Source organism: Aeromonas bestiarum, from assembly GCF_028751155.1.
GTDB classification, from domain to species: domain Bacteria; phylum Pseudomonadota; class Gammaproteobacteria; order Enterobacterales; family Aeromonadaceae; genus Aeromonas; species Aeromonas bestiarum.
Window position 1 is genome coordinate 3,332,626 of the sequence record NZ_CP064746.1, and the last position, 16,094, is coordinate 3,348,719.

General features: G+C 59.4%; 14 protein-coding genes and 1 tRNA gene. 13 read left to right on the forward strand and 2 right to left on the reverse strand.

What is annotated here, in order from left to right; genetic code table 11:
• Positions 1 to 332 precede the first annotated feature (332 nt).
• On the forward strand, positions 333 to 1,073 hold the full coding sequence (locus IU367_RS15350; protein ID WP_274452364.1) for a phosphatase: 741 nt from the start codon (positions 333 to 335) through the stop codon (positions 1,071 to 1,073).
• A gap of 85 nt (positions 1,074 to 1,158) precedes the next feature.
• Positions 1,159 to 1,234 (forward strand) — tRNA-Thr (locus IU367_RS15355).
• A 185-nt stretch (positions 1,235 to 1,419) separates the two neighbouring features.
• Here the strand turns inward: IU367_RS15355 and IU367_RS15360 are convergent.
• Both IU367_RS15360 and fdhD read right to left on the reverse strand, forming a co-directional pair.
• Positions 1,420 to 3,708, reverse strand: a complete 2,289-nt coding sequence (locus tag IU367_RS15360; protein ID WP_274452365.1) for an FdhF/YdeP family oxidoreductase — start codon at positions 3,706 to 3,708, stop codon at positions 1,420 to 1,422.
• Positions 3,695 to 4,501 carry a formate dehydrogenase accessory sulfurtransferase FdhD gene (gene fdhD, locus IU367_RS15365; RefSeq protein ID WP_274452366.1) on the reverse strand — a complete coding sequence of 269 codons (807 nt, stop codon included), beginning with the start codon at positions 4,499 to 4,501 and terminating at the stop codon, positions 3,695 to 3,697. The genes IU367_RS15360 and fdhD overlap by 14 nt, the downstream gene beginning before the upstream one ends.
• 162 nt (positions 4,502 to 4,663) lie before the next feature.
• On the opposite strand from fdhD, the gene IU367_RS15370 reads away from it, so the two are divergent.
• The 11 genes from IU367_RS15370 to cutC all read left to right on the forward strand — a co-directional run bounded on the left by IU367_RS15370 (position 4,664) and on the right by cutC (position 16,017).
• Positions 4,664 to 5,569 (forward strand): LysR family transcriptional regulator, encoded by a 906-nt coding sequence (locus IU367_RS15370; protein WP_274452367.1) that lies wholly within the window; start codon positions 4,664 to 4,666, stop codon positions 5,567 to 5,569.
• Between the two features lie 413 nt (positions 5,570 to 5,982).
• Positions 5,983 to 6,555 carry a TetR/AcrR family transcriptional regulator gene (locus IU367_RS15375; protein ID WP_172955390.1) on the forward strand — a complete coding sequence of 191 codons (573 nt, stop codon included), beginning with the start codon at positions 5,983 to 5,985 and terminating at the stop codon, positions 6,553 to 6,555.
• Between the two features lie 21 nt (positions 6,556 to 6,576).
• Complete coding sequence (locus tag IU367_RS15380; protein WP_098984658.1) at positions 6,577 to 7,386, forward strand: winged helix-turn-helix domain-containing protein; 810 nt, start codon at positions 6,577 to 6,579, stop codon at positions 7,384 to 7,386.
• The gene (locus IU367_RS15385; protein WP_172955391.1) at positions 7,386 to 7,901 is read left to right on the forward strand and encodes a FidL-like protein; all 516 of its coding nucleotides are present in this window, start codon (positions 7,386 to 7,388) and stop codon (positions 7,899 to 7,901) included. Before IU367_RS15380 ends, IU367_RS15385 begins: the two co-directional genes overlap by 1 nt.
• 738 nt (positions 7,902 to 8,639) lie before the next feature.
• Positions 8,640 to 8,918 (forward strand): BMC domain-containing protein, encoded by a 279-nt coding sequence (locus IU367_RS15390; RefSeq protein ID WP_098984660.1) that lies wholly within the window; start codon positions 8,640 to 8,642, stop codon positions 8,916 to 8,918.
• Positions 8,919 to 8,934: 16 nt separating this feature from the next.
• Positions 8,935 to 9,219: a BMC domain-containing protein gene (locus tag IU367_RS15395; RefSeq protein ID WP_098984661.1), complete on the forward strand. Its 285-nt coding sequence runs from the start codon at positions 8,935 to 8,937 to the stop codon at positions 9,217 to 9,219.
• A gap of 13 nt (positions 9,220 to 9,232) precedes the next feature.
• Positions 9,233 to 9,511, forward strand: coding sequence for a BMC domain-containing protein (locus tag IU367_RS15400; protein WP_098984662.1), 279 nt, complete (start codon positions 9,233 to 9,235; stop codon positions 9,509 to 9,511).
• 53 nt (positions 9,512 to 9,564) lie between these two features.
• Complete coding sequence (locus tag IU367_RS15405) at positions 9,565 to 11,151, forward strand: acetaldehyde dehydrogenase (acetylating) (protein ID WP_274452368.1); 1,587 nt, start codon at positions 9,565 to 9,567, stop codon at positions 11,149 to 11,151.
• A gap of 26 nt (positions 11,152 to 11,177) precedes the next feature.
• Positions 11,178 to 11,435 carry a EutN/CcmL family microcompartment protein gene (locus tag IU367_RS15410; protein ID WP_098984664.1) on the forward strand — a complete coding sequence of 86 codons (258 nt, stop codon included), beginning with the start codon at positions 11,178 to 11,180 and terminating at the stop codon, positions 11,433 to 11,435.
• Positions 11,436 to 11,450: 15 nt separating this feature from the next.
• Positions 11,451 to 12,605 carry a 1-propanol dehydrogenase PduQ gene (locus IU367_RS15415; protein ID WP_098984665.1) on the forward strand — a complete coding sequence of 385 codons (1,155 nt, stop codon included), beginning with the start codon at positions 11,451 to 11,453 and terminating at the stop codon, positions 12,603 to 12,605.
• A 25-nt stretch (positions 12,606 to 12,630) separates the two neighbouring features.
• On the forward strand, positions 12,631 to 16,017 hold the full coding sequence (gene cutC, locus IU367_RS15420; protein ID WP_274452369.1) for a choline trimethylamine-lyase: 3,387 nt from the start codon (positions 12,631 to 12,633) through the stop codon (positions 16,015 to 16,017).
• Positions 16,018 to 16,094 lie beyond the last annotated feature (77 nt).

Here is a 16,094-nt window from a genome sequence, read left to right on the forward strand (position 1 = left end):
ACTCTATATCTATGCCACTGCAATTAAACATTAAGTCTCGCCCAACCTGCTCCATGCTAGTTGGGCATTTTTTTGCCCTGTTGGTGTTGGTGACGATGCGCGGGCAAAAAAAACCGTCGCAGGGCGCGACGGCGGGGAAAAGAGGTTGCACCATCCTGATCCAACCCATCGATGCGAGTTCAGGCTTTCATCGATTCATCCATCATGGCGGCCAAGCGTGTTCAAACTTTGTCAACGCCCCCGCAATTTGTGACAAAGTATGACAAGCCACAACATGGTCTCGACCCGCCGCCTTTGCTATGCTGGCGCCTCACGCCAGAAGGGGAGAGAAGATGAAGTATACGGTCGATACCCACACCCATACCGTCGCCAGCACCCACGCTTACAGCACCATTCACGACTATCTGCCCATCGCCAGGGCGAAGGGGATCAAGCTGTTCGCCACCACGGATCACGGCCCCGACATGGCCGATGCCCCCCACTTCTGGCACTTCGTCAATCTGCATGTGCTGCCACGGCTGGTCGACGGGGTCGGCATACTGCGTGGCATCGAAGCCAATATCAAAAATATCGACGGTGAAATCGACTTCCCCGAGCGCTACGAGTCGCGACTCGACATGATAATGGCCGGCTTCCACGAACCTGTATTTCCCCCCTGCGATCAGGCTACCCATACCCAGGCCATGATCAACGCTATCAGGAGCGGTCGGGTCGACATGATAAGCCACCCGGGCAACCCCGCCTTCCCCATCGACATCCAGGCCGTGGTCAAGGCCGCCGCCGAATACCGAGTGGCGCTGGAGCTCAACAACTCCTCCTTCAGCCATTCCCGCCCGGGTAGCGAGAGCAACTGCCGCGCCATCGTCGAAGCGGCGCGCGATCTGGGTGCCTATCTCACCTTCGGCTCCGACTCCCACGTGGCGTTCAGCCTGGGGGATTTCGAGCACTGTCATCGGTTGGTGACCGAGGCAAACTTCCCGCTGGACAGGATCCTGGCGCGATCTCCCCGCGCCCTGCTCGATTTTCTCGAGAGCCGTGGCCGCCCCCATATTCCGGAGTTTGCCAACCTCTGACATTGCCCGTAACTCCATGAGCTAACTCATAAAATTGATATCAGCTCATTGACTTGCCCCGCTGTTTTCGGGAATCTAGTGCCACGCCGGTATAGCTCAGTTGGTAGAGCAGCGCATTCGTAATGCGAAGGTCGGGGGTTCGACACCTCTTACCGGCACCAGATCTCGCAAACAACAACGCCGCATATCTTATGCGGCGTTGTTGTTTGTACGACTTCCGGGCTTTACATCGTACTGGTCGGTATGGACATGCCTCACAGTACGAGCCCTTTCATTTTCCTCTATGGCCAGCAACGCGAACAGGATTGCCTGACCGAGCAGCTGGCATGTCAAACCAGGGCTTTGTCTATATCAGCAACAAATTATCCTGCTGACGGGTGGCCGTCACCAGCACGGGTATCGACTTGGAGGTGGGGGTAAACGAACCCTCCCCTATGCTGTCGATGGGCACCAGCGGGTTGGTTTCGGGATAGTAGGCCGCGATATTGCCCTGCGGGATCTCGTAGATCACCACGTTGAATCCGGTAACAATCCGCTCGCGCCCATCGTTGCAGATGGCCATCATATCGACCCTGTCCCCTTCGGCAAAACCGAGGCGGCGGGCATCCACCCCGTTCATGAACACCACGTTGCGCTGGCCCTTGATGCCGCGATAGCGATCGTCCATGCCGTAGATAGTCGTGTTGTACTGATCGTGGGAGCGCAGGCTCTGCAGCAGCAACACCGGCTGATCGCTCATCTGTTCGGCATGGCGGGTACACTCCGGCAACACAGAGTGCGGCAGGGTACTGGCACGAAACTCGGCGCTGCCGCTGGCGGTATTCCACGTCAGTTGCGCCGCGGAGTTATCCAGATGAAAGCCGCACGGCTGCTGGATGCGGGTATTGAAATCGGTAAAACCGGCGATGGTCTGCTCGATGAGATCGCGAATGCGCCCATAGTCATCGCGCAGGGCGAGCCAGTCGACAATTTCGCTCCCCACGGTGGCATGGGCCATCCGCGCCACTATGTCGGTCTCTGACAAGCAGAGCGGCGACACTGGCTCGGCTGCACCGGTCGAGGCGTGCACCATGCTGAAGGTATCCTCCACCGTGATCTTCTGGTTGCCCGTGCGCTGGATATCGAGCTCGGTGCGACCAAGGCAGGGCAGGATCAGCGCCGCCTTGCCCACCTGCAGATGGCTGCGGTTGAGCTTGGTGCTGATCTGCACATTGAGCTCGGCCTTCTTCATGGCCCCACAGGTGAAGTCGGTGTCGGGGGCCGCTGCGGCCAGATTGCCGCCCAGGCAGATGAGCACCTTGCTCTTGCTCTCGTCCAGCGCCTTGAGCGCCTCATAGACATTGTGACCACGAGCCCGCGGCAGGCTCACCCGCAGGTGACGCTCGAGCCGGTCGATAAAGGCGGCGGTCGGCTTCTCGTTGATCCCCATGGTGCGGTTGCCCTGCACGTTGCTGTGGCCCCGTACCGGACAGAGCCCAGCCCCCGGCTTGCCCATCTGGCCACGCATCAGGTGCAGGTTGACGATTTCGCGAATGGTATCGACCGAGTGCAGATGCTGGGTCAGCCCCATGGCCCAGCAGCTGATGACGCTGCGGCTGGCGGCAAATACCCGGGCTGCCTGCACTATGTCGTCTCGGATCAGCCCGGATTGCTGCTCGATCTCGGCCCAGCCGGTGGCGCGCACCTGCGCCTCATACTCGTCAAAATGGCGGGTGTGGCGGGCGATGAAGTCGCGATCCACCACCTGTGGCGCCTCTTCCAGCATGTATTTGGCCATGCCGCGGATGGCGGCCATGTCGCCGCCCAGCTTGGGCGTCAGATATTGATGGCTGATGGTGGTGGCCGCCGGGGTCAGCAGCTCGAGCGGACTTTGCGGACTGGCAAAGCGCTCGAGGGCCACCTCTTTGAGGTTGTTGAAGCTGACAATCTTGCAGCCATTTCGCGCCGCCTGGCGCAGGGCATTCATCATGCGCGGATGGTTGGTACCCGGATTCTGGCCATAGACGAACACCGCATCGGCCTGGTCGAAGTCATCCAGCACCACAGTCCCCTTGCCGATACCGACCGACTGAATCAGCGCCACCCCGCTCGCCTCGTGGCACATGTTGGAGCAGTCGGGGAAGTTGTTGGTGCCAAACAGGCGGCCAAACAGCTGATAGAGGTAGGAGGCCTCGTTGCTGGCGCGGCCCGAGGTGTAGAACTCCACCTCGTCCGGGCCGTCGAGCCCCTTGAGGGTATCGGCGATAAGCTTAAAGGCGTCGTCCCAGCTTATCGGCTCATAGTGATCGGTCGCCGGGTTGTAGCGCAGCGGCTCGGTCAGCCGCCCCTGATACTCCAGCCAGTAATCGCTCTGGGTGGCCAGCTGGCGCACCGAGTGGGCCGCAAAAAACGCGGCCCCCACCGTCTTGCCGGTCGACTCCCAGGCCACCGCCTTGGCGCCGTTTTCGCAGAACTGGAAGGCGCCGTGATCGTTGTCGCCCCAGGCGCAGCCCGGGCAGTCGAAGCCATCGGTCTGGTTGACCCGCAACAGATTCTTGATGTTCTGGCGGGTCTTCTGGCTGCGCAACACCTGCTTCATGGTGGACTGCAGGGACGAAAAACCGCCTGCTTTGGCAGGCTTTTCAATATGACTCATGGCACTCTCCGATGGGATCCGCCGGGCGATAGCTGGAGTAGCTGACCGGGGCATCAAACTTGGGAATATGGATGACGTTGAGGTTGTATTTGAGGGCCAACCTGACCGCCAACTGGCTGGGTGACGCCAGGCAGACGAGGTGACGAGCGCCGAACAGCGCCGCTTTTTGCACCAGTTCACTGCCGCAGCGGCTGGTCACCACCAGGGTGTCGCAGGGGAGTTTCTGGCGCAGCAAGAGGCCGATCAGCTTGTCGAGGGCATTGTGACGCCCTATATCTTCGCGGCAGTGGAGGATCTGCCCCTGCTCATCCAGCGCCAGCGCCGCATGCAGGGCGCCGGAGTGTTGCCCCTTGAGCTGCCACTGGGCGATTTGCGGCCGCAGTTCGGCCAACAGCGCAACATCAAGGGGCAGAGTCAGCGGCAATGGCCGAAGAGCGGGAAATGCCTGCTCGACCGCCTCCACCCCGCAGATGCCGCAGCCGGTCGCACCGGTCAGCCTGCGCCGACGCAGCTGTAGCCGCGCCAGACAGCGGTTGGCGATGGTAACATCCAGCACAAAGCCATGTTCAGCGGGGGATACCCGAATATCGTGCACATCGTGGTTGTGCCAGATGATCGACTCGCAGAACAGAAATCCGACCGCAAAATCGTCGAGATCGTCCGGGGTCGCCATCATCACTGCGTGGTTGATGCCATTGATGTTGATGGAGACAGCCACCTCCTCCACCAGATGGTCGAGCGAAGGCGAGGCAGGTGGATTGGCAGGGGTGCCGACTAAGCAGGGCGCAGGCATGAAAGGTTGACCTAAAAATGCAAACTGCATTCAAGTTTAGAGAGACCGCCCCGGCAAAACCAATGAATTAAATCTATCTCCTGATAGAATCACTCTATTGACGATGAATTTTCAATTGATTAATTTTAAGCATCATCCCGCCCGACGCCGCGCAACACCGTCATGAATATCAAGCAGCTGCACTATTTTCACGAACTGGCCAGGCATCGGCATTTTGCCAAGGCGGCCAAGGCCTGCCACATCACCCAGCCGACCCTTTCAGCCAGCATCACAGCGCTGGAGAAGAACCTGGGCACGGATCTGGTGGTGCGCACCAGCCAGTTCGTCGCCCTGACAGAGGCGGGCGAGCTGGTGCGCCAGTATGCCGAGCGGATGCTGCTGGAGCAGGAGGCGCTCAAGCAGGAGCTGGCACTGTTTCACGGCGAACTGTCGGGCACCTTGCGCATCGGCATAGTGCCGCAGTCCAACGTCGACATCATGCCGCTCATCGCCCGCTGCAAGCAGCGCTACCCCGATATCGTCATTCGCCTGTCGGTGCTGAGCAACGAGGCCCTGCTGTCACAGCTGGCGCTGCACCAGTGCGACATAGGCCTGGGGTTTGACGAGCCTCCGGGCGAACCTGGCAGGAGCGCCTTCTACGTTTACCCTCAGGGTCACAACCGGATGGCCGTGTTGATGAACCGCAGCGCGGCGGAGCCCCTCCCCTGCTCCGAGCCCATGACCCTGGCAAATCTGCAACACAGACCCCTGGTGCTGCCAAGCCGTTCCATGCAGTTTCGCAGATACCTGGATCTCGCCGCCGAGCGGGCGGGGATCCCGCTCAAGGTGGTGCTGGAGACAGACTCCCTGTTCCACCTGGTGAGCGCGGTGCGCCACCGGCTGGGCTGGGCCATCGTCAGCGCGGGCCTCGCCCACTCCGCCAGCCAGCTCTCGGACCTGGTCTGCCAGCCCCTTGAGCCGCTCGAGGCCGGCAGCACTGTCTTTCTTACTCGTCAGCACAGCATCACCCCCGCCATACGCGCCTTCCTTGAACTGGTGCAAGAGGCGGATGACAATCTTGAAAAATAAGGTGATGCCAACAGGCGAACTTCCCCTCGATATTTCTGCCATAGCCAAAGATGGCAGAAATATATACCTTCCCGCTAAAAAACAGTCGTGCCGTGGTTAAAAACTAGAGATAAACACTCAGGAAAATGATTGCTGAAATGAGGTAAATAAATGACAACTTAATCCCTATCCCGACTCCTTAAAATAGTTATTCTTCATTGGATATACGTTAACAAGGGGATAAGTAAGTCGAAATCAACAGATAATTTAAGCCCTCAATCGAATCCATTTTAAATATTTAAAGCGACTCTTTCATCGTTATTTTCAGGTTATTTGTGAAGCACCACACAATAACAACTTTTACTCCCGGTCCCCTTTCCTCACATTGATGGCGATCAAGAATGATCATACCGTCTGGTCGGTATGATTGCGCCATGAGCATAGAAACCCAACATAGAAAAAAAGACCCTGTACGTCTTTATCGACAACTGCTGGAATCGGCAGCCACCATCGCTGGCCGGGATGGTATCGCCGCCCTGTCGTTGAATGCCGTTGCCTATGAAGCCGGGGTGAGCAAGGGTGGCTTGCTACACCACTTCCCCAACAAGCAGGCGCTGATCTTTGCCCTGTTTGCGCGTCTGCTGGCCATCATGGAAGAGGCCATTTCAACACTGATGACGGCGGATACGACTTCTTATGGTCGCTTTACTCGCGCTTACCTGCACTATCTTTCCGCCCCTGAATTGACGGACACCCAGGAGAGTCGCCAGCTGATGGTGCTCTCGCTGGCCATGCCGGACGAACCGGTGCTGCGAAAATGCTGGCGTGACTGGATGCTGACGCATCTGGCGCAAGGCGATGAACTGGATAATAGCCATACCGGCACACTGGTACGTTATGCCGCGGACGGCATCTGGCTATCGGAATTGACCGAAGGGCGCACCATGAGCGCCGAGCACCGTCAGGCGCTGGTGGAGACCCTGTATAATATGACGCTTCCCACCTGAAGTGCATGAGCTGAGGCCGAGATGCGCTACCACATCAATGCCCGCTTCATTTATGACGCGACCGATGGTTCTTTGACTCAGCGGGAAAGTGTTGAGCCGGATAGCCAATTGTCCATCACCGCCAATGCGCTGTTTTATTTTTTCTTGCGAAATACCGGGATCATCAGCCGCGAGGAGGTGCTTAAAAAAGTCTGGGACGATAACGGATTAACGTCATCGAACAGCAATCTCAACCAATACCTGAGCATATTGCGCAAGGCCTTTCGCCACTACGATATCGACAATATCATCATCACGGTATCGCGCGGTTATTTGCAGCTCAATCCCGAGGTCAACATTGAGCCTATTGATAATGCGCCTGCACCGCCCATTGAAATAGCGCCACCGCCATCTACGGTGACAACCCCCGAACCGGTACTCGACCCTGCCGAGTGGCAACTTCCTCTCACTCCCCGTTCACGAGGCATATGCTGGTATATCGCGGGTGGCTGCATGCTCGTTTTTGCCCTGCTGCTGGTGGCATTCGGTCTATTGAATGCCCGTGAGCCCCGCCCCGTCACACTGACCGGGATCCCCAATAACCAGTGCGAATTGCTGGCCAGCGACGAGATGCTGCGCTCGGTCAGCGCCGCGGCCTACGGTGAGCATTTCGACCAGGTGCGCCAGCGTTTGAACATCAGTTGCAAACCCGGCGAACGTTTCCTGTTTTTCTACGGGGACAGACTGGAAACCAACGGCTTGGGCCGGGTATTTCTGGCCCACTGCGCCATGCACGAAGACAACCCGTTCAGCTACTGCGACAACTATTTCTACTACTCCTGGAAGCCGTGATGAGACTTGCGCCGCGTCCCTTCTTTCTCTTGTCCTGCACGGTATTCATCGCTGCGGCAGCCTATGCCCTGTGTCAGTTGCCCAAAGAAAATGACGGTGTCATGAGCTGCGCCACTAAAGGCATCATGCGCTTTGAAGACATGAACAAAGAGAACGTCAACGGCAACATCCACTTCAATTTTGGCCGCCAGGGGAAGGGCTCCATGGTGGTTGAAGGCTATACCGATTCAGCCGCAAGCTGGCTCTACCTCCAGCGCTACGTCACGTTTACCTACAGCAGCAGCCGGGTCTCCGCCACCGAGCGTCAGTACCGCATCAACAAATGGGAAGCGAGCGCCTCCTCCATCGATCAGTCTCCGGACGTGATCTTTGACTACTTCATGCGCGAGATGTCCGACAGCCACGATGGGCTGTTTCTGAGTGCACAACGGCTCAATCAGCAGGCCATACTGCTGAGCTCCATCAACTCTCCGCTCTGGATCTGCACCCTCAAATCCGGCAGCGAGCTGAACTAGTCCCGACAATACTGCGGATGCCCCGACCCAAGCGTCGATGACGCGGCACATACCGCCCTGCCCCGACCACCTGACGTGCTCAAGCCCCCTTGATGGCTCCGCCCTCATGCGGCCTGCCAGCCCTTTAGCATGCAGGCAGCATAGTGGTGATTGCCCCCCGATCCCTTCCCCCGGCTGCACACCCTATACCGACAAGACGGCCCTTACACATTGCATAGCAGGACCAGCTCCTTCAGATTTTCCTGCCCGACCCATGCGCTCTCGCGCTGGCATGCACACGACCCGCGCCCCGATCCCAATGCAACCTCCCCCCTCTGACCCGCCGCAATGGTCACCTCACCGCCTTCATCCCTCCTTCCCGTCACATCCGGCTCGGTTTTTACATTTAGCGTCGCCGGCAAAACATGATCTCCGCCACAGTTAGCGCCCGGCCAAATTACCTCTCGGCCTCCATTACCCAACAAGCCATTAACATAGACCGACGATATTTTCATGAGCCTGAATTCGGCCTTATACAAGGCGAAAACCGCCTCGCGGCCGCAGCATGAATATATAAATATGGCTTATAAAAATCATAAATTCAGAATAACAAACTAAATATCACTATTTTTCAGATTCAAATTCCACAAATGCTGCCAGTACCTATAGTGGCGATTGAACGCCGCAACCCTGGCTCAACGCCGTGCCACGGACGGTTTTCCTTAATCACACAACACAACCTGTTCTGAGGAGATCACCATGGGTGATGCATTGGGGCTTATCGAAACCAAGGGGCTGGTGGCCTGCATTGGCGCTGCGGATGCAATGTGCAAGTCCGCCAACGTAGAGCTGATCAGCTATGAAAACATCGGCTCCGGCCTGGTCACCGTCATGGTGAAAGGGGACGTGGGGGCGGTGAAAGCCGCGGTGGATTCCGGCGTGGAATCGGCACAGCGCATCGGTGAAGTGGTGACCTCGCTGGTCATCGCTCGCCCGCATAACGACATCAACAAAATCGTCATTAAACACAAGGCTTAAAGCCGGGAGATCTCAAATGGGTGATGCATTGGGTTTGATTGAAACCAAAGGCCTGGTGGCCTGCATTGAAGCGGCGGACGCCATGTGTAAAGCCGCCAACGTCGAACTGATCGGCTATGAAAACGTTGGTTCCGGCCTTGTCACCGCCATGGTGAAAGGCGACGTGGGGGCAGTGAAAGCCGCGGTGGATTCCGGCGTGGAGTCCGCACAGCGCATCGGTGAAGTGGTGACCTCGCTGGTTATCGCGCGTCCGCACAACGACATCAACAAGATAGTCGCACATTACAAAATCATGGAATAACCGGAGCAAACCAATGAAAGAAGCACTTGGTCTTATCGAAACCAAAGGTCTGGTGGCCTGTATTGAAGCGGCAGATGCGATGTGCAAAGCCGCCAACGTCGAGCTTATCGGCTATGAAAACGTCGGCTCGGGACTGGTTACCGCGATGGTGAAAGGGGACGTAGGCGCGGTGAAAGCAGCGGTAGATTCCGGTGTCGAGGCTGCGAAGCGTATTGGCGAAGTGATCACTTTTCGTGTCATTGCACGACCGCACAACGACATCGAAAAGATCGCGGAACAGCACAAAGCATGAGCCGATAGGGCACGCCCCGTCCGCACTTTTTTAGTCTGATGAAGGACAGATTCATGATTGAACTCGATACCGATTTGCTCTCCCGCCAGAACGCGAGAGAACTGGTGCGCAACGCCAAACAGGCACAGGTGATCATGGCCACCTTTTCGCAGCAGAAAATCGACGCCATCGTGAAGAACGTAGCCGAAGAAGCCGCGCGCCACGCCGAAGTGCTGGCCAAAATGGCCGCTGAAGAGACCGGCTTCGGCAACTGGCAGGACAAGGTTCTGAAGAACCGGTTTGCTTCGCTGCGCGTTTACGATGCCATCAAAGAGATGAAGACCGTCGGTATCATTCATGACGATCAGGAGAAAAAAGTGATGGATGTGGGGGTGCCGCTTGGCGTGCTCTGCGCGCTGGTGCCCTCCACCAACCCGACCTCCACCATCTTCTACAAAACGCTGATCGCCCTCAAAGCCGGCAATGCCATCATCTTTTCGCCGCACCCGGGCGCACGCCAGTGCAGCTGGAAAGCCATAGAAATCGTCAAGCAGGCCGCCGAAGCCGCCGGTGCCCCTGCGGGTATAGTGGACGGCGTCACCCAGTTGACCCTGGAGGCAACCTCCGAGCTGATGCACAGCAAGGACATATCACTGATCCTGGCAACCGGTGGCGAAGGCATGGTGCGCGCGGCCTATGCCTCCGGCACACCGACCATCAGCGGCGGTCCGGGCAACGGCCCGGCCTTTATCGAACGCAGCGCCGACATTCACCAGGCGGTGAAGGACATCATCACCAGCAAGACCTTCGACAACGGCGTGATCTGCGCGTCCGAGCAGTCGATCATCGTCGAAAGCTGCATCTACGACGAGGTTCATCGCGAGCTGGCGGCCCAGGGCGCCTACTTCATGAACGAGGGTGAAGCCGCCAAGATGGCCGCCCTGCTGCTGCGCCCGAACGGCACCATCAACCCGAAGGTGGTGGGCAAAACGGCGACCTACCTCAGCCAACTGGCCGGTTTCAGCGTCCCCCCCAGCACCCGCGTGCTGGTGGCCGAACAGACCACAGTCTCCCACAACAACCCCTACTCCCGTGAAAAGCTGTGCCCGGTACTCGGCCTGTACGTGGAAGAGGAGTGGCGTGCCGCCTGCCATCGCGTGGTCGAGCTGCTGACCAACGAAGGTCTGGGTCACACCCTGGTGATCCATACCCGCAATCAGGACGTGGTCCGCCAGTTCAGCCTCGAAAAACCGGTCAACCGCATTCTTATCAACACCCCAGCCGCCCTCGGCGGCATCGGGGCCACCACCAACCTCACGCCGGCACTGACGCTCGGGTGCGGTGCCGTCGGTGGCGGCTCCAGCTCCGACAACGTCGGCCCGATGAACCTGCTCAACATCCGCAAGGTGGGTTACGGCGTGCGCTCCATCGAGGAACTGCGCGCCCCCGATCAGCCTATTGCACCGCAGCCAATCATCGTCACCCAGGCCGCGGATCCGCGCTGCAGCATCCTCGATGACGCCCGCTTCACCTCCCCGGTACAGGCCTGCAACTCGGCCGATGACCGCTTTGCCGGCGCCACGGTCGAGGTCGGCGGCGAGATCAGCGAGCAGAACGTGGAGCGCGTCATCCGTCAGGTGCTTGAGCGCCTTGGCAAGTAACGCATTGAGATAAGGCGATAAAAACCATGATTCTCGCAAAGGTAACCGGACATGTCGTCGCCACGCAGAAGTGCGATGAGCTGCGCGGCAGCAACCTGCTGCTGATAACCCAGCTGGACGATGAGCAACAACCGATGAAGGACCGCTCCTGGGTCGCCGTCGACAGCGTCGGCGCAGGCATGCACGACATAGTACTAGCCGAGGAGTATCTCGCGCTCAACAGAGACCGCTACAAGGCCATGTCGGTGGTCGCCATCGTCGAGAACGTGTTTCGGGACGCTTGAGGAGTGAATAGCCCAATGAGTGAATTTTCGCTGAAACCCCGAATCCGCTTCGGTCAGGACGCGCTGTCCGTCCTGACCGAGCTGCCCGCCCGCAACGTGCTGCTGGTCACCGATCAGATGATGGTGAAGTTTGGCCTGGCCGACCGGGTGACGCAGATCCTGCGCCAGCGCGGCATCGCCTTCCAGCTCTGGGACGATGTGGTGGCAGACCCGGATATCACCACGATAGTACGCGGCATGAAGCTCATGGACAGCCGCTATCCGGATCTGGTGATCGCGCTGGGCGGCGGCTCGGTGATTGACGCAGCCAAAGCGGTTATGTTCGCCCTGGCGAAAACACAACCGGATGTGAGCCGCGAGCGCCCCTGCTTCGTGGCCATTCCGACCACCAGTGGCACCGGCTCCGAAGTGACCAGTTTCTCCGTGGTGAAAGCCCGCAGCGAGAAGCTGGTGCTGGTCGACCCGTCATTGCTGCCGGATATCGCCATTCTTGACCCCTCGCTGGTGGCATCGGTGCCGCCAGCCATCACCGCCGACACCGGGATGGACGTGTTGTGCCATGCGCTGGAGGCCTATGTCTCCCGAGCGGCCAGCGACTTTTCCGACGCACTGGCAGAGAAGGTGGTGCAGCAGGTCTTTCGCTACCTGCCCGCCTGCTGGCGCGACGGTCACGATCTGCTGGCGCGGGAGAAGATGCACAACGCCTCCTGCATGGCGGGCATGGCCTTCACCAACGCCTCGCTCGGCATCACCCACAGCCTGGCCCATGCTCTCGGCGGCGTGTTCCGCGTCCCGCACGGCCGTGCCAACGCGCTCCTCATGGCACAGGTAGTGGCATGGAACGCCGACCGCGACGGACAGTGTGATACCCATGCCGCCCACAAGTATGCCCGCCTGGCCCACCTGCTGGACTTGCCCGCCCAGACGCCGCGCGAGGGGGTCAACAGCCTGCTGGTGGCCATCCAGGCGCTCAAAGAGGAGATGAAGATGCCGACCGGGATTGGCGATACCGGCGTCATCGCAGCCGATTTCGACCAGCGTCTGGCGGAGATGGTCAGCCAGGCGCTGCGCGACAACTGCACCCCGACCAACCCGCGCGCGCCGGATGCCCAAGCACTAACCGAACTCTATCGCAAGGCATGGTGCGGCTACCCCGCCCCGAGCCACTGAGAACAAGAACTGGAGAACCTTACCCATGGCACACTACAACTTAACGCCGCGCGTCAACGTGCTGGCTGAACGTTTACTGGCGCACACCAGCACCCTGTGCAGCGAACACGCCACTATGCTGAACGGGCTGGACGGCGACATCGCGGGCACTCCCGCAGCCGTCAAACCGGCGCGCCGCTTCCATGAACTGATGCGCCAACTGCCGCTGACCATCAGCGCCGACGAGTTGATTGTCGGCAACCAGACCCGCACACCGCACGGCGCCATTTTCCACGACGAAAGTGCCGCGCATCTCCCGTCCACCTTCCAGTTCCTGAATCTGAACAGTGCCATCGACTCCCCCGACTACAAGCTGGTGGTGGAGAAAGGCGTGCTGGCCATCAAACATCAGCTGGAAGAGAAAACCCGCGCGCTGGGCAGTGCCGTCAGCCGCAGCGGCATGGACGAAGTCAACGGCTGTCGCGCCGCCATCCATGCCTGCGATGCCCTGATGGCGCTGGCGCAAAACCTGGCCAACAGCGCCGAAACCCTGGCCGCCGCCGAAACCAACCCGTTCCGCCAGGCCGAGCTGCGTGACAGTGCCGCCATTTTGCACCAGGTACCGGCTCACCCTGCACGCAACTTCAAAGAGGCCTGCCAGTCTTTCTACCTGTTCCAGCTGGCGCTGCAGCTCGATAACGGTAGCTATGCAGTCAACCCGGAAGGGGCGGACAAGGCCCTGCTGCCCTACTTCCAGCGCGATATCGCCAACGGCGCGCTGACCGAACCACAGGCGTACGAGATCGTCGAGTGCCTGTGGTTCAAGCTGGCACAGCTGAGCGAAGTGCGCGCCACCTGCGCCATCGACGGTTACCCCATGTTTGATGCCCTGCTGCACGGCGCCAGCCTGGAGCAGGCTAGCATCAACGCGCTCTCCGAGATGTTCCTCTGCGCCCAGCAAAACCTGAGCGCCCTCAAGCTGCCGGTACGCCTCTTTCGCGGGGTGCAACACGTCTCTGCCGCCCCGTTCTCCGCCTGTGCCGATACGCCTGTGATGGAGGGCCTGACGCCGCGTCTGCAACGCCTGCGCAACCACTATCTGACCGTGCGCCCCAGCGTCTCCATCTACCGGGCACTCGCCTTTACTGAAGTCGTCAGAGCCAACCCTGGCATGCCGACCATCTTGCTGCGGGCCAAGGCGTTCCGTCACGCCTGCGAAACCGCCCCCATCCTTATCCAGGACGACGAGCTGATCGTCGGCCATCCATGCGGCAAGCCACGTGCCGGCGCCTTCTCACCGGACATTGCCTGGCGCTGGGTGCGCGACGAGCTCGATACCATGAGCACCCGCCCGCAAGATCCCTTTGAAATCAACGAAGCGGACAAGAAGACCATCCGCGAAGAGATAGTGCCGTTCTGGGAAGGCCGCTCGCTGGATGAGATTTGCGAAGCGCAGTACCGGGAAGCCGGCGTCTGGGCCTTCAGCGGCGAGACCTTCGTCAGCGATCTCTCCTACCACCAGATCAACGGGGGCGGCGATACCTGCCCGGGCTACGACGTGCTGCTGTTCACCAAGGGGATGAACGGCATCAAGGCCGACGCCCAGGCCCATCTCGCGCAGCTGAGCATGGAGAACCCGGAGGATATCGATCGCATCTACTACTACAAGTCAGCGATCGATACCTGCGAAGGTGTGGTCAACTACGCCCGCCGCATCGCGGCCCATGCCCGCGAACTGGCGGCGAAAGAGCAAGATGCCCAGCGCCGCGTCGAACTGCTGACCATAGCCGAGGTGAACGAGAACGTACCGGCCAACCCGCCGAAGACCCTGCAAGAAGCGCTGCAGAGCATCTGGACGGTGGAGTCGCTGTTCGAGATCGAAGAGAACCAGACCGGTCTGTCACTCGGTCGGGTCGACCAGTACTGCTACCCCATGTTCGAAGCCGATATTCGCGAGGGGCGCCTGACCCACGATGGCGCGCTCGAGATGATGCAGGCCTTCATCATCAAGTGTGCCGAGCTGATGTGGATGTCGAGCGAGCTGGGGGCGAAATACTTCGCCGGCTATCAGCCCTTCATCAACCTGACCGTGGGCGGCCAGAAGCGCAGCGGCGGCGATGCCTGCAACGACCTGACCTACCTCATCATGGATGCAGTGCGCTTCGTGAAGGTCTACCAGCCATCGCTGGCCTGCCGCATTCACAACCAATCGCCGCAGAAATACATGGAGAAGATCGTCGACGTCGTGAAGGCGGGAATGGGCTTCCCGGCCTGCCACTTCGATGACGCCCACATCAAGATGATGCTGCGCAAGGGGTTCGACTTTGAAGACGCCCGCGACTACTGCCTGATGGGCTGCGTCGAGCCGCAAAAATCGGGGCGCATCTATCAGTGGACCTCCACCGGATACACCCAGTGGCCGATCGCCATCGAGTTCGTGCTCAACCGTGGTCGCATGGTGCTGTTCGACAGCTATCAGGGGCTGGATACCGGCGATCTGCGTGAGCTGCGCACCTTCGAGCAGTTCGATGCGGCGGTGAAGCAGCAGATTGCCCACATCGTTCGCCTGTCGGCGATCGGCACAGTGATCAGCCAGCGTGTGCACCGTGACGTGGCCCCGAAACCGCTGATGTCACTGCTGGTGGAAGGCTGCATGGAGAAGGGCAAGGACGTCGCCGCCGGTGGCGCCGTGGTCAACCACGGACCTGGCCTCATCTTCTCGGGGCTGGCGACCTACGTCGACTCTATGGCGGCGATCCGCAAGCTGGTGTTCGAGGAGAAGAAATACACACTCGAACAAATTCGCGATGCGCTGCTGGCCAACTTCGAAGGGTACGAAGCGCTGCGCCGCGACTGCCTCAATGCGCCCAAATACGGCAACGATGACAACTACGTCGACCAGTACGCCCTGGATATCACAGAGTGGACCGAGAAAGAGTGCCGTCAATACAAGATGCTCTACTCCACCCTGAGCCACGGCACCCTCTCCATCTCCAACAACACGCCCATCGGCGAGCTGACCAACGCCACACCGAACGGGCGCCTGGCCTGGATGCCGCTCTCCGACGGTATCAGCCCGACCCAGGGGGCGGACAAGCAGGGTCCGACGGCCATCATCAAGTCCGTCAGCAAGATGAACGTGGAGACCATGAACATCGGCATGGTGCATAACTTCAAGTTCCTCAAGGGACTGCTGGATACCCAGGAGGGGCGGCATGGCCTCATCACCCTGCTGCGCACCGCCTCCATCCTCGGCAACGGCCAGATGCAGTTCAGCTATGTCGACAACGATGTGCTGAAAAAAGCGCAACAGGAGCCGGAGAAGTACCGCGACCTCATAGTGCGTGTCGCCGGCTACAGCGCCTATTTCGTCGAGCTGTGCAAAGAGGTACAGGACGAAATTATCAGCCGTACCGTGATTGAGAAGTTCTAATCGATACGTTGATAGCAATGTCCCTGTATTGAAAAAATAACCGGAAGTACTCCGCAATGGCGGGTCGCAAATAATGC